Source organism: Methylobacterium sp. J-059 (assembly GCF_022829485.1).
GTDB lineage: Bacteria > Pseudomonadota > Alphaproteobacteria > Rhizobiales > Beijerinckiaceae > Methylobacterium.
Genome location: NZ_JAKSYA010000095.1, coordinates 71,949 through 89,453, shown reverse-complemented (window position 1 = coordinate 89,453; position 17,505 = coordinate 71,949). Strand labels below are relative to the sequence as shown.

At 70.2% G+C, this 17,505-nt stretch carries 20 protein-coding genes; 10 read left to right on the top strand and 10 right to left on the bottom strand.

Features of this window, described 5'->3' with window-relative positions; all coding sequences use genetic code 11:
* The first annotated feature begins 31 nt into the window (after positions 1-31).
* From MKK55_RS10495 to MKK55_RS10485, 3 genes are all read left to right on the top strand, one after another.
* Positions 32-1,153, top strand: coding sequence for a hypothetical protein (locus MKK55_RS10495; RefSeq protein ID WP_243934605.1), 1,122 nt, complete (start codon positions 32-34; stop codon positions 1,151-1,153).
* A 104-nt stretch (positions 1,154-1,257) separates the two neighbouring features.
* On the top strand, positions 1,258-2,697 hold the full coding sequence (locus tag MKK55_RS10490) for a YcjX family protein (RefSeq protein ID WP_409566048.1): 1,440 nt from the start codon (positions 1,258-1,260) through the stop codon (positions 2,695-2,697).
* 34 nt (positions 2,698-2,731) lie between these two features.
* Positions 2,732-3,763, top strand: coding sequence for a YcjF family protein (locus MKK55_RS10485; RefSeq protein ID WP_243934601.1), 1,032 nt, complete (start codon positions 2,732-2,734; stop codon positions 3,761-3,763).
* Positions 3,764-3,766: 3 nt separating this feature from the next.
* Here MKK55_RS10485 and MKK55_RS10480 read toward each other — a convergent pair whose 3' ends face one another.
* From MKK55_RS10480 to MKK55_RS10455, 6 genes are all read right to left on the bottom strand, one after another.
* Positions 3,767-4,009, bottom strand: a complete 243-nt coding sequence (locus MKK55_RS10480; protein ID WP_147727461.1) for a hypothetical protein — start codon at positions 4,007-4,009, stop codon at positions 3,767-3,769.
* A 100-nt stretch (positions 4,010-4,109) separates the two neighbouring features.
* A complete protein-coding gene (locus MKK55_RS10475) occupies positions 4,110-4,661 on the bottom strand; it encodes an RBBP9/YdeN family alpha/beta hydrolase (protein WP_243934599.1) in 552 nt (183 codons plus the stop codon).
* A 95-nt stretch (positions 4,662-4,756) separates the two neighbouring features.
* Entirely contained in the window at positions 4,757-5,527 is a 771-nt protein-coding gene (locus MKK55_RS10470) for a hypothetical protein (protein ID WP_243934598.1), read from the bottom strand.
* Between the two features lie 55 nt (positions 5,528-5,582).
* Positions 5,583-5,963 carry a DUF3618 domain-containing protein gene (locus MKK55_RS10465; RefSeq protein WP_405043539.1) on the bottom strand — a complete coding sequence of 127 codons (381 nt, stop codon included), beginning with the start codon at positions 5,961-5,963 and terminating at the stop codon, positions 5,583-5,585.
* Positions 5,960-6,391, bottom strand: coding sequence for a phage holin family protein (locus MKK55_RS10460; protein WP_243934597.1), 432 nt, complete (start codon positions 6,389-6,391; stop codon positions 5,960-5,962). Before MKK55_RS10460 ends, MKK55_RS10465 begins: the two co-directional genes overlap by 4 nt.
* Positions 6,392-6,402: 11 nt before the next feature.
* Positions 6,403-6,882, bottom strand: a complete 480-nt coding sequence (locus MKK55_RS10455; protein ID WP_243934596.1) for a hypothetical protein — start codon at positions 6,880-6,882, stop codon at positions 6,403-6,405.
* A gap of 348 nt (positions 6,883-7,230) precedes the next feature.
* Here MKK55_RS10455 and MKK55_RS10450 point away from each other — a divergent pair, with 348 nt between their 5' ends.
* The 3 genes from MKK55_RS10450 to MKK55_RS10440 all read left to right on the top strand — a co-directional run bounded on the left by MKK55_RS10450 (position 7,231) and on the right by MKK55_RS10440 (position 11,311).
* Positions 7,231-8,652 carry a trehalose-6-phosphate synthase gene (locus MKK55_RS10450; RefSeq protein ID WP_147858801.1) on the top strand — a complete coding sequence of 474 codons (1,422 nt, stop codon included), beginning with the start codon at positions 7,231-7,233 and terminating at the stop codon, positions 8,650-8,652.
* A 118-nt stretch (positions 8,653-8,770) separates the two neighbouring features.
* Positions 8,771-10,891, top strand: coding sequence for a glycogen debranching protein GlgX (glgX, locus tag MKK55_RS10445; protein ID WP_243934595.1), 2,121 nt, complete (start codon positions 8,771-8,773; stop codon positions 10,889-10,891).
* Positions 10,892-11,047: 156 nt separating this feature from the next.
* Entirely contained in the window at positions 11,048-11,311 is a 264-nt protein-coding gene (locus tag MKK55_RS10440; RefSeq protein ID WP_243934594.1) for a glycosyltransferase, read from the top strand.
* On the opposite strand, the gene MKK55_RS10435 is transcribed toward MKK55_RS10440, so the two are convergent.
* The 3 genes from MKK55_RS10435 to MKK55_RS10425 all read right to left on the bottom strand — a co-directional run bounded on the left by MKK55_RS10435 (position 11,278) and on the right by MKK55_RS10425 (position 13,713).
* Positions 11,278-11,904 (bottom strand): hypothetical protein, encoded by a 627-nt coding sequence (locus MKK55_RS10435; protein WP_243934592.1) that lies wholly within the window; start codon positions 11,902-11,904, stop codon positions 11,278-11,280. The two genes, MKK55_RS10440 and MKK55_RS10435, sit on opposite strands and share 34 nt — an antisense overlap.
* Before the next feature lie 72 nt (positions 11,905-11,976).
* Positions 11,977-12,444, bottom strand: a complete 468-nt coding sequence (locus MKK55_RS10430) for a hypothetical protein (RefSeq protein WP_243934590.1) — start codon at positions 12,442-12,444, stop codon at positions 11,977-11,979.
* Between the two features lie 657 nt (positions 12,445-13,101).
* Positions 13,102-13,713, bottom strand: coding sequence for an urease accessory protein UreE (locus tag MKK55_RS10425; protein WP_243934588.1), 612 nt, complete (start codon positions 13,711-13,713; stop codon positions 13,102-13,104).
* Between the two features lie 315 nt (positions 13,714-14,028).
* Here MKK55_RS10425 and MKK55_RS10420 point away from each other — a divergent pair, with 315 nt between their 5' ends.
* The 4 genes from MKK55_RS10420 to MKK55_RS10405 all read left to right on the top strand — a co-directional run bounded on the left by MKK55_RS10420 (position 14,029) and on the right by MKK55_RS10405 (position 16,288).
* Complete coding sequence (locus MKK55_RS10420) at positions 14,029-14,247, top strand: hypothetical protein (RefSeq protein WP_243934587.1); 219 nt, start codon at positions 14,029-14,031, stop codon at positions 14,245-14,247.
* 226 nt (positions 14,248-14,473) lie between these two features.
* The gene (locus MKK55_RS10415; RefSeq protein WP_147858797.1) at positions 14,474-15,217 is read left to right on the top strand and encodes a J domain-containing protein; all 744 of its coding nucleotides are present in this window, start codon (positions 14,474-14,476) and stop codon (positions 15,215-15,217) included.
* A complete protein-coding gene (locus tag MKK55_RS10410; RefSeq protein WP_243934586.1) occupies positions 15,214-15,960 on the top strand; it encodes an N-acetylmuramoyl-L-alanine amidase in 747 nt (248 codons plus the stop codon). Before MKK55_RS10415 ends, MKK55_RS10410 begins: the two co-directional genes overlap by 4 nt.
* A gap of 40 nt (positions 15,961-16,000) precedes the next feature.
* On the top strand, positions 16,001-16,288 hold the full coding sequence (locus MKK55_RS10405; RefSeq protein WP_243934585.1) for a hypothetical protein: 288 nt from the start codon (positions 16,001-16,003) through the stop codon (positions 16,286-16,288).
* A gap of 9 nt (positions 16,289-16,297) precedes the next feature.
* Here the strand turns inward: MKK55_RS10405 and MKK55_RS10400 are convergent, their stop codons facing one another.
* Complete coding sequence (locus MKK55_RS10400; RefSeq protein WP_147843901.1) at positions 16,298-17,314, bottom strand: TerC family protein; 1,017 nt, start codon at positions 17,312-17,314, stop codon at positions 16,298-16,300.
* Between the last annotated feature and the right edge of the window lie 191 nt (positions 17,315-17,505).

Below are 17,505 nucleotides of genomic sequence, written 5' to 3'. Positions count from 1 at the left end.
GGTCGTCCGCAACGCTTCCTCCCGGCTGCCCGTGCTCCTCGCCGCACTCCTTCTCCTGACGACGCTGCCGCCGCTGGCCGAAGGGTCTGTCGACGCGCTCCGGGCGCACGCGGTCGGCTTGCAGACGCCGTCGGTCGAGGCGGCACCGTATTATCAGCACGTCGCGCGGGCGGTCTCGAACTGGCGGGCCCAGGCCGGTACCGAGCTTCGGCCGGTCTCGCTCGCCCTGGTCGCGCAGGTGGCACCCACCGAGCCGGCCTACGTCGCGCGCTGCGCCAAGCTCAACAATTACTGGTGCATCAAGAGCGCGCGCTGGTCGGGCGAGATCGGTGCCGACGCCGAGGGGCATACCGGCTTCGCCACCGCGGCGGACGGCGCCGACGCCGCGGCCGGGCTGCTCCGGCGATACTACCGGGATTATGGACGCCGCACGGCCCTGGCGATCGTGCGCCGCTGGGCGCCGGCCTCCTGCGGCGTCTCCACCGCTCCGCTTGCGGCCAGGGCCAAGCCGACCGCTCTCGCGCCGCGCGGGATCGGCGGCACGCTTCGTGCCCGCTTCCTGGCGCGCCACCTTCCCGGCGGCGCCCGGCGCGGCGTCTTGCGGGCGCCGCGCACCGCCCTGCGGGTGCAGCCTTGGTCGCCGCTCGCCCGGATGAGCGGCCATCCGGCCCGGCGCCCTTCGATCCAGGCCAGGGCGATGCAGAAACCCGTCGTGGATATCGCGACCGGCCTCGCCGACAGGCCGACGCCGACCGTACGGTTTCCGGCCCCGCGCGGGGCGGACGATCCCGCCGCGCTCCTCGACCGCAAGGTGCCGTCGCCGGATCGCCTCGTCGCCGATTCGGCCCTGTTGCCGATGATGGTCTCCGGCCTGGCGATGGGGGATCTGCGTGCACCGGCCCCGCTCTGCGGCAACGACGAGGTCCGGATCGGCAACTACGCGGCCGCCATCGCCAGGAGTGTGGGCCTGCGCGCCACGGACGACCTCGCGCTGTTCTCGCCCGACGGCAGCCCGCTGCCGAACCTCGCCCCCGTCATGCGCGCGATGTCGGGGGTCGAGCTCGGCGCGTTGCACGCGGGTCCGCCCCTCGTGGCGGCGGCGATCGCCCGGCTCAGTCCGACCCCCGCGGCGACGGCCGATGCGGCCAAGTAGCCTTCACCGAGCCTTGTCGCGGCCCCCTCCCCGCGCCACCTGAGCGGCGACGGCCGACCGGCTGGCCCTTCGCGTTTCCCGAGCCCCCGAGCCCGCCCTTGCCCATCCAGAGTTTCGCCGCGCGTGCCGGCTCCGCGGTCAAGGCCTTCGCGGAAGCTTCGAGCGACTTCCTGATCCAGCCGACTCTGCGGCTCGGCGTCACCGGGCTCGCCCGCTCGGGCAAGACCGTGTTCACGACCGCCCTCATCCACCATCTCGTCGAGAGCCATGCGCTCCCCGCCTTCGCCCCGGCGCAGGAGGGACGCCTGCGCCGCGCCCGCCTCGTGCCGCAGCCGGACGACGACGTTCCGCGCTTTCCCTTCGAGGAGCATTTCTCGGCGCTGACGGAGTCCCGCCTCTGGCCGCGTTCCACCGATCGGATCAGCCAGTTCCGGCTTGCGATCGAGTACGAGCGCGCCGGCGGCTGGCGCTCCGGCCCGGGCACGCTGATGCTCGATGTCGTCGACTATCCCGGCGAATGGCTGCTCGATCTCGCGCTCCTGGAGCAGAGCTACACGGCGTGGTCGCGGGCGACCATCGCCGGGACCCGGCGCGCCGGCCGCGGCGGGATGGCCGCGCCGTGGCTCGCGATGCTGAGGGGGCTCGATCCGGCGGGGCCTTTGGACGAGGTGGTGGCCGAGCGGGCGAGCGCCGCCTTCACCGCCTATCTCGCCGCTCTCCGCGCCGGCCCGGAGATGGTGGCGACGACGCCGCCGGGCCGGTTCCTGATGCCGGGCGACCTCGCCGGCTCGCCGGCCCTGACCTTCGCCCCGCTCGACGACCTGGCCGAGACGATCGCGCCGGGCACGCTCGCCGGGCTGATGGAGCGGCGCTTCGAGGCCTACAAGGCCAAGGTCGTCGTGCCGTTCTTCCGCGATCACTTCCAGCGCGTCGACCGACAGATCGTGCTGGTCGACGTGCTGGCCGCCGTCGATGCCGGGCCGGCGGCGCTGGCGGAGCTGGAGGAGGCACTGGATTCCGTCCTGCTCAGCCTGAACATCGGCCGCAACACGCTGCTCTCGCGGCTGTTCGCGCCGCGGGCCGACCGGATCATGTTCGCCGCGACGAAGGCCGACCATTTGCACCAGACCAGCCACGATCGGCTCGAAGCGCTGCTGCGCCTGCTGGTGTCGCGCGCCATGCGCCGGACGGAGGCCGCCGGCGCCCGTGTCGGCACCGTGGCCCTGGCGTCGGTCCGCGCCACCCGCGAGACCACGATCCACGACGGCGACGCCGTGCTGCGCGCCGTCGCCGGGACGCCGGAGGCCGGCGAGACGGTCGGCGACGAGGTGTTCGACGGGACGGCCGAGGCCGCGGTGTTCCCGGGCCATCTCCCTGCCCGCCCGGAGGCGGTGCTCGAGGGCGCGGTCGAGCCCGGCTCGCTGCGGTTCCCGCGATTCCGCCCGCCATCGATCAAGCCCGACGCGCTGGGGCGTCCCGGCCACCTGCCGCAGATCCGCCTCGACCGGGCCATGCAGTTCTTGATCGGCGACAGGCTGACGTGATGGCGGCCCTGACGAGAACCCCGAGGACGATGCCGTGAGCTCGACCCAGCGCCCGCGCGCCTTCCGCATCCCCAGCGCCGATGCGCCCCCGGCCGTCGAGGGAATCCCTTCGATGCCGGCCGCCCCGACCGGCGTCCGCATCGTCGAGGATCCGGTCGAGATCCTCGACGTCGCCGACGGCACGCCCGTGCCGGTGGCGAAGTCGCGCGGCGTGCCTTGGGGCGGCCTGCTGCTGTCGGCCGCGGGCGGCCTCGTCTCCCTCGGGGTCGGCTTGTCGGTCGAGCGGCTGATCGCCGATCTGTTCCAGGCGGCGCCCTGGCTCGGCGGCGTCGCGCTCGCGCTCCTGGCGCTCGCCGGCCTCGCTCTCCTGGCGATCGTCGTGCGCGAAGTGCGCGGGCTGTGGCGGGAGCGCAAGATCGAGCACCTGCGCCGGGCCGCCGTCGCCGCGATCGCGACCCGCGATCACAGTGCGGCGCAGGGGGTGGTTCGGGATCTCGCCGCCTTCTATGCGGATCGAACGGCGTTGGCGGCGGGCCGGCAGCGGCTCGAGGCTTCGGCCGACGCGATCCTCGACGTCGACGATCGCATCGGCCTCGCCGAGCACGAGCTGTTGAGCCCGCTGGACCGGCAGGCGCGCAACGCCATCGCCACCGCCGCCAAGCAGGTCTCGGGCGTGACCGCGCTCAGCCCGCGGGCGATCGTGGACGTGGCGTTCGTGATCTATTCCGCCGTGCGGCTGCTGCGCCGGATCGCGGCGATCTACGGCGGACGCCCGGGCTTCCTCGGCTTCCTGCGCCTGGCCAGAGCCGCCTTCGCCCACCTGACCGTCACCGGCGGAATGGCGGTCGGCGAGAGCATGATTCAGCAGGTGCTCGGCCTCGGCATCGCGGCGCGGGTCTCGGCCAAGCTCGGCGAGGGCGTGCTCAACGGCCTGATGACCGCGCGCTTCGGCCTCGCGGCCCTCGCGGTCTGCCGCCCGCTGCCGTTCGTGCGCGAGGCTCCGCCGCGCCTGTCGGACGTCGCCGGCGAGCTTCTCCGCCCGGCCGAGCCGGAGCCGAAGCCGTGATGCTCAGGATTGCGCGCGCTTCTGCACCGCCTCGACGTTGCGGCGGTTGGCGATGCGGGTGAACATGTTGCCGGTGTAGTCGGCGACCTTCGGCTTCTCGACGGCCACGAGCTGGGCCTCGAACGCCTCGATGCGCTTGAGCAGCGCGGCGTCGCCGAAGATCGAGCTGTTGAAGGAGGTGTGGGCGCGCTCGCCCAGCGCCGTCTGCACGGCGTCCAGTCGCACCAGAAGCTCTTTTCGCGTCACGTCGATCTCCCGCGGGCCGGATCGCCCGTGATCCGGCACCCATCAGCGCGGGCTTGGGTAAACGAGAGGTTAACCGCCGGGCGCGATCGAGCCGACGGGCTCAAAGATCCTTCATGAACCCGGCGAGCCGCATCAGCCCCTCGGGCCACGGCCCATGGCCGCTCGCGACGTTGACGTGGCCGGATTCGCCGGCGTCGACCAGGGCCGATCCCCAGGCCGCGGCGAAATCCTCCGCGCGCTCGTAGCGGCAGTACGGATCGGTTCGGCTCGCCACCAAGAGCGACGGGAACGGCAGACGCGCGCGCGGCAGCGGCGCGAAGGCGCGCACGCTGTCGGGCAGGTTCGGCGTCTCCTCGACGTCCGGCAGCGCCACGAACAGCGCCCCGACGACGCGGCCCTCGGGAAGCTTCGGCACCGCCTCGACGCAGGCGACGACGCCGAGGCTGTGGGCGATGAGGACGACGGGCCGAGTCGCGGCCGCGACCGCCTCGACGACGCGACCGCACCAGGCCTCGGGCTCGGGCGCATGCCAGGACTGCTGCTCGACCACGCGGGCGGTAGACATGCGGCCGGCCCAGCGCGCCTGCCAGTGGCCCTCTTCCGAGCCGCCCAGGCCCGGAACGATCAGGATGTCGCAATCGGCGGTCTTCATGGTCGCGTGCCTACCGTCTCTCGGCGCGAGGGTCGAGAACGAAGAAAGGCGGTACCTCGCGGTGCCGCCTCTCGGATCGGGTCGATTGCGCCGGCTCAGAGCCGGTGCGCGGTACGGTCTTCGCCCTCATACGCGGGCTCGGTCTTGAGGCCGGCCTTTTGCGCCGCGGTCTGGATGTTGTCCGGGTCGAGGGCGGTCTCGACGAACTCGCGGCCACGGCTGGTGAACTCGCGGGCGTAGCGCAGGCCCTGGTCGCGGACCTCGTCGGCATAGGGACCGATGTTGCGGTCCTCCTGGCGCGTACGCGGGAGCAACGCGCCGATAAGCAGGCCCGCGGCGACGCCGACGACGCCGACCAGCAGCGGGTTCTCGGTCACGAACTGCTCGACGGCGGTGCGACCGCGATCAAGCCGGTCGCTGCCGCGCACCACCGCGTCGTCGATCCGGCGCATGTGGTCGCGATGGACGCCGGAGACCCAGTTGCGGGCCTCGTCGGCCGCACCGCCGAGGCGATCGCGGACGTCGTCGGCCAAGTCGGCGGCACGATCGCGCGTGCGATCGGCGAAGTCCGCGGCCCGATCAGCCGCATCGCCCGCCGCCGCGCGAGCCTGACCGGCGACGCTGCCGACATCGGGTGCGGGACCGGCCTGATGATCGTGCGGCGACGCGTCGGGCCGTCCGATCGGATCGCGGAGGCCCGTGGGATCCGCCCGCAGCGTGTGGTCGGCCGCCTTCGCATGCGGGTCGAGGTGGACCGGGTCCAGGCCGGCGGCGTGCAGGCCCTGGTCGACCTTCGCGGCGGCGGCTCGGGCGAGGTCGTCCGGCAGGTGGTTGTCGGTCGTGGCCGACTTGCTCGTATCGCTCATGGCGTGATCCTTCAGAACTCGTACGCGGCTGGCAATGTCCGCAGGTGGCGGCCCGTCAGGCGCGGGTTTCGTCCATCAGCGAGGGTTTCGGCTGGCGGGTGGGCAGATCCGGATCGTAGACCCGGGCCGCCCCGTCGTTGAGCACCGGGACGCGCTCGGCCGAAGCCTGCGTCCGGCGGCGCGTCGCGTCCTGGGACATCCGATGCAGCAGCCAGCCGACGCCGGCGGCGATCAGTAGGACGGGAACCGGATTGCGGCGGACCGCCTCGAGCGCTCCGTCGTAGGCACCGCTGACGGCGGGTGCGCGGCGGGCGTTGCCGAGCATCTCGTCGACGAGGCTGGACACCGAGAGGCGGCCCTGGATGCGGTCGATGGTCTCGTCGAGGCGCGCGCGGCTCTCCTCGATGTCCCGCTCCATCTCATTCATCGAACTCATCCGGACACTCTCTCGGAAAGGGCGCGGGCGTCCTGGCGGACCTGCCGGCCGGTACGGGTGGGCGTGAGCGTCGAGAACGACAGGGCGCTGCGTCCCCACAGCGCCATCCCGATCGCGATGACCAGGAGCACGCCGCCGACGATGAGGGCCGAGAGCCATTCCGAGCCGACGATCGTCGCCAGCCACTTCACGAAGGCGCCGATCAGCACGAGCAGGGCGACGACGGAGAAGACCGCCGAAGCAATGAGGCAGACGATGCCGATGATCAGCGAGCGGACGTTCCGCGCCATCTCGGCGCGGAACAGGGCGATCTCCTTGCGGGCGAGGTCGTTCGTCTCGCGCAGCGCGTCGCCGATGAGGCTCTGGATGCTGCCGGCGGGCGACGCACCGGAGGAGCCGGGGGGTGGGGTCTGCGATCCGGTCGACATGGCCGGGCCGCTCACGCGTGGAAGCTGTCGCGGGCGTCGCCTTCCGGCGGCAGGCTCGACGACTTGATGAAGCGCGCGGCGATGAAGCCGGCGACGAACGTTCCGACCGCGACCGCGACCGGTGCACGGCGGGCGAAGGCCTCGGCCTCGCCGTAGAAGTCGGCGAAGCTGCGCGACTCGATCGACCCGCCGAGCTGGCTCAGGCCGTCGGCGGCGCTGTCGAAGAACGCCTTGATGTTCGGGCGATCCTCGAAGTCCTTGCTCGAATCGCGCAGGGTCTTGGCGAGATCGTGGACGGACTGCGCCGCGTCGTTCTTGCGGCCCTCGACGAAGGTCTGCGCCTGAACCCGGGCTGCATCCATCAGGCCGCGCCCGCGCTCGGCCGCGACGTCGGCCAACCCCTCGACGTCGCCCTTCAGGCCGCGCCACTCGGCCTGCTCGCTGGCTGCGGCCTTGGCCGGATCGGGGTGGGGGATCTCGGACGCGGCCATGAGGGGACTCCTTCGAACACGGGGTCTTAGCGGGGCGATGTTCGCCTGAGTAACATCGTCCACGTCCGGGGGTTCCGGGGACGACGGCACATCCGCGGCTCAGCCTCCATTCAGGGGCGATCGGCCAAGGTTCGCTCCTGCCTCCGCCGCCCCGCGCGGCGGGGACGGATGCGGGGACAGGCCCCGGATTTCGTCGTGACGGCCGCAAACGATCGCTTGACCCGCGGCAGTCATTCGCGCTTGGCTAACGCTACGGATCGCGCCGACCTCTCGCGCGTTCACGATGGCAAGAAACGTTGACGTTGCGCGTTCCACGCCGGCGCGCTTGAGGATCCGGAGCCCACCTGAGTGGCACGCCTTGTGATCGTATCGAACCGCGTTGCGGTTCCGGAAGAAGGCGGCAAGGCGGTCGCCGCCGGCGGCCTCGCCGTCGCCGTGAAGGAGGCCTTCACCGCCTACGAAGGTCTCTGGTTCGGGTGGAGCGGCAACATCAGCGAGGAGCCCTCCGAGGAACCGACGCTGATCGATCGGGACCGCGTCCAGTACGCCGTGGTCGACCTCTCGCCACAGGATCACAAGGAATACTACGCCGGCTTCGCCAACCGGGCGCTGTGGCCGATCATGCATTACCGGCTCGGTCTCGGGGCGTTCTCGCGCTCGGACTATGCCGGCTATTGCCGCGTCAACCGCATCTTTGCGCGGGCGCTCGCCAAGCTCGTCGAGCCCGACGACATCATCTGGGTCCACGACTACCACCTGCTGCCGATGGCCGCCGAGCTTCGCGGCCTCGGCCTCGCCAACCCGATCGGCTACTTCCACCACATTCCGTGGCCGGCCGCCGACGTGTTCAACACGCTGCCGGCGAGCAACGACCTGCTCCGCGCCATTGCCGACTACGACCTGATCGGGCTGCAGACCGACCCGGACGTGCAGAACCTGTCCCGCAACCTGATCGACACCCTGCGGGCGATCCCGCTCGGCGGCGGCTCGCTGATGGTCGACGGGCGCCGGACCCGGATCCGCAGCTTCCCGATCGGCATCGACGTCGCCGGCTTCAAAGACGCGGCGGAGAAGGCGGGCTCGAACAAGGTGGTTCGCGAGACGATGGCGGGCCTGCGCACCCGCAAGCTGCTGATCGGCGTCGACCGGCTCGACTATTCCAAGGGCGTGCCCGAGCGGATGGAGGCGGTGGAGCGCTTCTTCGCCTCGAACCCCGACCAGCGCGGCAACGTCACCTACATCCAGATCACGCCGAAGTCCCGCAGCGAGGTGCCGGAATACGAGCAGCTCTCGCGCACCGTCAACGAGACGGTCGGCGAGATCAACGGTGCGCTCGGCGACCCCGCGTGGACGCCGATCCAGTACGTCACCAAGGCTTATCCCCGGCCGGTCCTGGCCGGGCTGTATCGCGCCGCCCGCGTCGGCCTCGTGACGCCGATGCGCGACGGCATGAATCTCGTGGCGAAGGAATACGTCGTCGCCCAGAGCGAGGACGATCCCGGCGTGCTCGTGCTCTCGAAGTTCGCCGGTGCGGCACGGCAGTTGCCCGAAGCGCTGATGGTGAACCCCTACGACCGCTTCGAGGTCGCGGAGGCGATCCGGACGGCCCTGTACATGCCGCGCAGCGAGCGCCTGGAGCGCTGGAAGCCGATGGTCGAGCGCATGACCCGCGAGGATGTCGATTGGTGGGCGCGCAACTTCCTCTCGGAGCTCGAGAATTTCCGCACCGTCGAGCGCGAGCCGCCGACGACGGCCGCCGCGGCGGAGTGATCTCGGGGCGGACGTCGTCGTTCTCCACGGCCCATGCGGCCCGGCGGCTTGATCCGGGATCGCGGATGCGTCCACACCGGCTCCGGGCCGGGGGGACCATCCAGTGTCGCAATCACGCATGATCGCCGTCGACGACGGCGTGCCGGCGCCTCTGGGCGCCCATTTCGACGGGCGCGGCGTCAACTTCGCGCTCTTCTCCGAGCACGCGACGGCGGTCGATCTCTGCCTGTTCGAGCCGGGCGAGCGCCACGAGAGCCGCACGATCCGCCTGCCCTGCCGCAGCGACGACATCTGGCACGGCTACCTCCGCGGCGTCCTGCCGGGCCAGCTCTACGGCTACCGGGTGCACGGGCCGTGGGAGCCGGCGCGCGGCCACCGCTTCAATCCGTCGAAGCTCGTCCTCGACCCTTATGCCCGCGAGGTCCGCGGACGGATCCGCTGGCACGACGCCCTGTACGGCCACCGCCGCGGGTTGCAACGCGAGGATCAGATCGACCGGCGCGACAGCGCGGTCTACATGCCGAAATCGGTCGTCACCGCGCCGGAGGTTCCGAACCTCGCGCTGCAGCCGATCCGCCGCCCGCTCTCCGAGACGGTGATCTACGAGGCGCACGTCAAGGCGCTGACGATGACCCATCCGGCCGTCCCGGAGGCCGAGCGCGGCACCTACGCGGCGCTGGCCCATCCGGCGATCGTCGAGCACCTGTGGAAGCTCGGCGTCACCGCGCTCGAGCTGCTGCCGATCCAGGCCTTCGCCGACGATCGCTTCCTGGTCGACAAGGGGCTTGTGAACTTCTGGGGCTACTCGCCGCTCGGCTATTTCGCGCCCGATCCGCGCTATCTCGGCGACGGCGGCCTCGGCGGCCTGAAGGCGGCGATCCGCGAGCTGAACGCCGCCGGCATCGAGACGATCCTCGACGTGGTCTACAACCACACCGCCGAAGCCGGCCATACCGGGCCGACCTTGTCGTTCCGTGGCATCGACAACGCCAGCTACTACAAGCTCGACCCCGACAATCCCCGCCGCGACGTCGATTGCACCGGCTGCGGCAACACCCTGGACGTCGCCCACCCGCGGGTGATGCAGATGGTGATGGATTCGTTGCGCCACTGGGCGACCGCCTACGGCATCGCCGGCTTCCGCTTCGACCTCGCCACCAGCCTTGGCCGGGCGCCCTCCGCATTCTCGGCCGAGGCCGCATTCTTCCAGGCGGTGGCGCAGGATCCGGTGCTGGCGCGGGTGAAGATGATCGCCGAACCCTGGGACCTCGGCGAGAACGGCTATCGCCTCGGCGGATATCCGCGCGGCTGGAGCGAGTGGAACGACCAGTTCCGCGACGCCGCCCGCGGCTTCTGGCGCGGCGATGCCGGCCAGCTGGCCAAGCTGACCCAGGGGCTGACCGGCTCGCGCGAGGTGTTCGCGCCGTCGGGCCGCTCGCCGCTCGCCAGCATCAACTTCGCCGCGACCCATGACGGCTACACGCTCGCCGACGTGGTCGCCTACGAGGAGAAGCACAACGCCGAGAACGGCGAGGACAACCGCGACGGCCACGGCCACAACGTCTCGCGCAACTACGGCGTCGAGGGGCCGACCGACGACCCGGCGATCCTCGCCATCCGCGCCCGCCAGAAGCGCAACCTGCTCGCCACCGTGATGTTGGCGCAGGGCGTGCCGATGCTGCTGATGGGCGATGAGCGCTCGCGCACGCAGCGCGGCAACAACAACGCCTATTGCCAGGACAACCCGACGAGCTGGATGGACTGGTCGACCGATCCCGACCCGGATCTCGGCGCCTTCGTCTCGAACCTCACGCGCTTGCGTCGGGAGAGGCCGGCCCTTCGCCGTCGGCAGTTCTTCGACGGCACGCCGATCGCCCCCGGGAGCACCCTGCGCGACGTGCATTGGCTCTCGCCCTGCGGCGCGGAGATGAATTCCGACGCCTGGGCCGACGAGAGCCGTCGCGCCTTCGGGATGCAGATCGGCAACGACCTCGATCACGGCCGCATCCTGATCCTGATCAATGCCGATCCCGAGCCCTGCGACTTCCGCCTCGCCGCGGTGATCGGCGGGCCGTGGCAGACGGTCCTCGACACCACCGCCGCGACCGGCGCGGTCGCACCGGACGCCGCCGCGCACGCGGCGGAGGCGATCGTGCCGCTGCCCGGCCGCGCGATCCTGGTGCTGGCCGAGGCCGATGCCCGACCCGCGCGAGCGTCGGGCCGCTTCGTCAGCGCCTGAGCGGCCGCCGAAACCGAATCGCAACGCTTTGCAAACCATCCTGCCGCCCGGGCGAGACGCGGGTGGAAGCGGCATGGGCGGGCAGGACCGGGGCGGGCAGGACCGGGAGATCGCCGCCGACGCGGCGGCGGCATCACGATCGACGTCTCGATCGTGATGCCGTGCCTCGACGAGGTGCGTCCCCTGCCGACCGCGATCGCCAGCGCGCGCGCCGCCCTCGAGACCCTCGCCGCCAAAGGCTTGGCCGGGGAGATCGTCATCGCCGACAACGGCAGCACCGACGGCAGCCAGGCTTTGGCCGAAAGCCTCGGCGCGCGGGTGGTGCCGGTCGCAGAGCGCGGCTACGGCGCGGCCCTCGCCGGCGGCTTTCAGGCGGCGCGCGGGCGCTACCTGGTGATGGGCGACGCCGACGGCTCATAGGACTTCCGTATATCGCAAGTCTTTCCGATCGGACCTAAAAGTCGGCATGCACTAGACAACAACCGTCTTGCTGGCATCGAGAGGCGTCTGCTCGAGAGCGAGCGATAGTTTGCGAGCAGCATCGCGATGAGGGAAACCAGCCGGACAACGCGTGCCTGATAGCGCGCAAAATGGCCTGGGATCGCTCCGCAGACAAAGGCGTTCAGGATCACGCCCAGGGTGATGATCAGCCCCGCCGTAAGGAGGCACTGGAGATCCTCGCCGCCGGCGCGTCTCTCCTCGGCCACAGCGCCGGACCGGAAGATCTGCACGAGGGTGTAACACGCAAAACAAACCGAGCCGAGGACCGTAACGATGTGGAGCACGGCGAGCAGCACGCCGTCCATTCTGGGACCGCAGGCATCGGCATCCCGCTCGCAAACGTCCATATGCGGTACGACGCGCTCGATGGCAGTGCGACCCCACCGGCCGATGTTAAGGAACGTGGCCGGGTTGCGCATCGGTTCCAGGACGTAGAAGTCTCCCAGTTGAAGGATACCGTTGCCGATGGCATCGCGCAGCGCAGCCAGTGAAGAATATGCGACGACCGCCAAGACGAACGCAAGTTCCTCATCCTTCAGTCGTGTCCTGGTTTCGTAATCGGGTATGTTGAAGACACCACGTGCTTAGTTTTCGGACCAGAGAATCTCATCCTCGCCGGCCATCGGACGTTCCTTGAACCGGCACAATGTTGGGCTTGCCCCGCCTGGGCAGGCAGCATCGAGATAATCACGTCCAGGCCCATCTGCGATCAGGCGTGCCATCAGGAAGGGCGGGCTGCGTTGGGCTATATCGGCATCGGAGCGATAGACCGCTCCGAACGCCCATTCCGATATGACCGCCATGGCAATGGCGGCAGCCGACCCGGCCGCACGACCTGCAATCGCACGCGTTAGAATGCCAAGAGCTGCGAGTATCGGTATCGAGGCAACCAACAAAATCGATGATATCACGGTATTCGCAGCGTGAAAGGACACGCTGACGGTCAGCAGAAACCATACGAGGATGCGGCTCTGAAACTGACTGCGATCAGCGTAGACCATCTGCATCGAAATACAGACGACAACAAAGACGGAAAATACGTCCGACATCATAAGTGAGTCAATGAATGGAAGGTTTGCAAGAAGACTCAGTAATACGTTTTATAATCAGAAGTGTCTCGGTTTCAACGGCGGGAACGATGTGCGCATCAACATGGCAATGAGCCAAGTGGCAACGAAAGCTTGGATCGCGGCGAGTAACCAGAGCGTTCCGATCTCGACCGTGGCCACGAGTGCGATGCCATAGTAGGGCGAGCGCCCTCCGGCGACGGTTGCAGGAATCCGTTTCCGCATCGCTTACGAACGCGGCATCATCGGAGTCGGATCAGCTTCGCGGTCCTCGCTGGCACGCTGTGTTTCGATGCCGAGGCGCGATGCGAAGTACTCGCCTTGAGAATAATGCCAAGCCGTATCCGGAAACACCGAAGGACGGCCGTTCGCTGCGCCCACGCGAAGATGATCAAAGCTGCGAGCAAGGCATGTATCAACCAGGGCAGGCTTGTCTTCGCAAGGGGTATTGCTGGACGTGCCGGCTATAGGAATTTCTGACGCAACGCTTTCATTCTCATTTCTCGCCCTGCATCCCGGCCGAAACGATGCACATGCGAGTCTGCTATCCAGTCTGGTGCACTCGTGCCGCATCAGGATCGCAGGCGAGGCTTGCGATCCCGTGAAGCGGCGTCGGCCGGCGCGGTCGGCGGCGGGAGCATGTCAGTGATCGTGGCTGCAGCCGGGGCCGTGCACGTGGGGCGCGTGATCGTGCGCGTGGTGATCGTGCGCGTTGTGATCGTGGCCGTGATCGTCCGCGTGCGTGTGGTCGTGGCCATGGTCGTGATCGGCGTGCGCCGCGTGCGCGTGATGATCGTGGGAATGGTCGTGGCCGCAGGTGCTGTGGTCGTGCGCCATGCGCTCGGGCCGGAAGGCGCGGTCGACCGGGCTCGCGGTGCAGCCCTGGCCGCGGACAAGCTCGGCCGTGGCCGGCGAGGCCGGGACGTGGAGCACGTCGGCGCCGATCTCGGCCGGGACGTGATTGCCGCCGAGCTGCCAGGCGAGGCGGATCAGGCGGGCCGGATTCTCGGCGCGGATCTCCAGCAGCGCCTCCGGGGCGGCCTTAACCGCGACCAGGCGGCCGTCGTCGAGGCGCAGGGCGTCGCCGTCCTCCAGCCCGGCGGCCTTGGTCAGGGCGAGATCGATGTGCAGGCCGCCGGCGCTGTGGAGGTGCCCCTGCTGCGCCTGGCGCCCGGCGTAATCGAGGCTGATCGTGTCGACAACCGCGTCGGGGCGGACAGCGGCCTTGCGGACGATCGTGGTGGCTCTCGGCATGGCACCCTCTCTCAGGCGGTGATCGGAACGTAGGAGGCTCGGGCCTCGCGGAACCCGCATCCGCAAGCTCTTACCCCGCACGATGCGCCGTGCCGAGGCCCATTCGCGCGCGGCCGGCCACGGGAACCGCGGCGCGGCGGGTCATCGCGGTCGTCGGCGCGAGGCCGGGCCGAGCCCGGCTTTCCGGCGCCCGTCGGCGATCTCGACGGAACCTTGGCCGTGGCAAGTGCATTTCATGGCCGATAAGGCTAAGCTCGGACCGCACCATCACCACGGCGAAATGCCGGACCGGATGCACAAGGGAGTCACGGACTCATGAAGAAGCTCATCGCCGTCGCCCTCGCAGGCACCCTCGCCCTCTCGGTCGGCGCCTGCAACACGCCGCAGGACCGCGCCCTCGGCGGCGCCGGTCTCGGCGCCCTCGCCGGTGCCGCGATCGGCGGCGCGAGCGGCGCCATCGTCGGCGCCTCCACCGCGCCGCGCTGCCCCTACGGCACCTACCGCGACGCCTACGGCGACGTGTACTGCCGCTGAGGCCTCGCCGCCGACCGAACGTCGAAGGGCCGGAGCCGAGCGCTCCGGCCCTTTCTTCGTTCCAGGCCTGGGCCGGAGCCGAGCGCTCCGGCCCTTCCGCGTTTCCGGTCGAGCCTGTATCCCCGGCGGCTTGTCGTCGCCGGATCCCGTCAGGGTCCCCGGCGGCACCGCATAGAGGCCTGCCGGTGACCGTTCCGCATCTCCGCAACATCCCCGCCGGGTCCCGATGAGCTCGGGGATCTGGGGCAAGATCGGCGGCGCCGGGATCGGCCTCGCCATCGGCGGCCCGCTCGGCGGGCTCGTCGGCGGCCTCGCGGGCCATTACCTCGTCGACCGCGAGGGTGCGCTGTTCGGGCCGATGCCGCGCGACGTGGTCTTCACCACCGGCCTCGTCGCGCTCGCCGCCAAGATGGCGAAGTCCGACGGGGTGGTGACCCCGTCCGAGGTCGAGGCCTTCGGCAAGGTCGTGCAGGTCGGCGAGGCGGAGCGCGCCCGCGTCACCCGGCTGTTCGACCTCGCGAAGCGGACGACCAACGGCTACGAGGCCTATGCGCGGCAGCTCGCCAACGCCTTCCACGACGAGCCGTCGCTGCTCGAGGACGTCCTCGACGGCCTGTTCCACATCGCCACCGCCGACGGCGCGATCCATCAGGCGGAGGAGGCCTATCTCCGCGCGGTGGCCGAGATCTTCGGGTTCGACGACGCCGCGTTCCGCCGCATCGCCGCCCGGCACGTGCGGCTGGCCGACGACCCCTACCTCGTCCTCGGGCTCGAGCACGGCGCCGACCCGGCTGCGGTGAAGGCGCGCCACCGCCAGCTCGTCGCCGAGAACCACCCCGACCGCGCCATCGCCCGCGGCCTGCCGCCCGAGGCGGTGGCGATCGCCACCAAGCGCCTCGCCGCGATCAACGCGGCCCACGACCGGATCCTCGCGGACGGCGCCGCCGCGGTGGAGGGCGGTTCGCCATGACACCGGACAGCCCGCTCGCCACCCGCATCCAGCCCTCGCCGAACCACGGCGAGCGCCTCGGCCCGCGGCCGGATATGCTGATCCTGCACTACACCGGCATGACGAGCGCGGCCGCCGCTATGCAGCGGCTCGCCGACCCGATCGCCGAGGTCTCGGCCCATTACGTCGTGCTGGAGGACGGCGCGATCTGGCAGATGGTGCCGGAGAGCCGCCGGGCCTGGCATGCGGGGCGGGCGTCCTGGCGCGGCGAGCGCGACGTGAACTCCCGCTCGCTCGGCATCGAGATCGTCCATCCCGGCCATGCCGGCGGCCTGCCGCCCTACCCGGAGGCGCAGATCGCCGCCGTGACAGCGCTCGCGCGCGACATCGTCTCGCGCTGGGCGATCCCGGCCGACCGGGTGCTGGCGCATTCCGACATCGCGCCCGGTCGCAAGGAGGATCCGGGCGAGACTTTCCCTTGGGGCCGGCTCGCGGCGGACGGCGTCGGCCATCACGTGCCGGAAGTGCCGATGCGCGACGGGCGCTTCTTCGCCGAGGGCGATGCCGGGCAGCCGATCGAGGCGCTGCAGGCGATGCTCGCGCTTTACGGCTACGAGCAGCCGGTGACGGGCACATTCGATCGCCACATGCGGGACGTCGTCACCGCGTTCCAGCGCCATTTCCGTCAGGCGCGGGTCGACGGCATCGCCGACGCCTCCACCATCACCACCCTGCGCGACCTGATCGCGTCGCGGCCAAGCTGAGGCGGCCGTCAGGGCGCGATCGCCGGATCGCCTCCCTCCCATGTCGGCCGGACTCGCGTTGCTGGCCGCCCTCGCCGCCCCGGCCTCGGCCCAGAATGCGGGCGGGAGGGCGTCGATGAATTCGGCTGCGCCCGCCGCGACCCGTCCGGACGTGCCGGATCTCGGCCGCCCGCGCCAGGTCGCACGGGTCGTGGCGGAGGGGCGCGTGCCATTCTTCGAGTCGGCGGATGCCGACCCCACCTGCTCGAGCCTCGCGCCCGCCTGCCGCGACAGGGCTTGCGGCGGCATGAACATCAGCTTTAGCGGCGTCTACCGCCGGGGCGGCTGACCCTCGGGCTCAGGCCCGACCGTGCAGCTCGGCTTCGCGCGCATCCGCATGCGCCTCGCCCCGGGTGCGCCACAGGCTGTAGAGGATGCCGATCGTCAGCAGCACCACGGTCACCGCCAGCGACACCCACGGCGGCACGTGGACGAGGCCGAAGGTGTCGGCGACGACGATCTTCGTGCCGATGAAGATCAGGATGAAGGCGAGCGCCGTCTTGAGGTAGGCGAAGCGATCGACCATTGCTGCCAGCGCGAAGTAGAGCGCGCGAAGCCCGAGGATCGCGAAGATGTTGGAGGTGTAGACCACGAAGGTGTCGGTCGTGATCGCGAAGATCGCCGGCACGCTGTCGACCGCGAAGATCACGTCGGCGCCGTTCACAAGCACCAGGGCGAGCGCCAACGGAGTGAGCCACAGGGCGGTCTTGCCGGTCCTGGCATCGGTCTTCCGCACCAGGAAATGCTGGCCGTGAAGCTCGGGCGTGATCCGCAGCTTCGCCCTGAGCCACCGCACGGCGGCGTGATCCTGGAAGTCGCCGGCGTCCTCCTCCTTGGAGAACAGCATCTTCAGGCCGGCATAGATCAGGAAGGCGGCAAACAACGACAGCACCCAGGCGGCCTGATGCACCAGGGCGGCGCCGAGCCCGATCATCAGTCCGCGCAGCAGCACCGCGGCGAGGATGCCCCAGACCAGCACCCTGTGCTGGGCGGCGAGCGGGATGCCGAGCGCCGACAGGATGACCGCGATGACGAAGACGTTGTCCATCGACAGCGACTTCTCGACCACGAGCCCGGTGACGTATTCCTGGGCGGGCTGCGCGCCGAGGTACCACCAGATCCAGCCGCCGAAGGCGAGGCCGAGGCTGAAGTAGAAGGCGGTGAGGAGAAGGCTCTCCTTGACGCCGATCTCGTGCTCCTTGTCGCGATGGAGCAGGCCGAGATCGAAGGCGAGCAGGGCGGCGACAAGGGCGTGGAACCCGAGCCACATCCAGATCGGCTTGCCGAGCCACTCGACGTACAGGAAATCGACCATGAGCGGGACCGTGATGCTTCTTTTGCAAGGAAAGCATCGGCTCCGACATCACGGAAGCATCTTGAGAGAGCATCCCGCCAGAGGGGCCCGCAGCCGATGAGCGGCAGTTAAAGACCCGAACGCGGCGAATCAAGGGCGGGCTCGAGCGATGCCGGGCCATGCAGGCATGCCTTGACAGCGGGGACGATCGG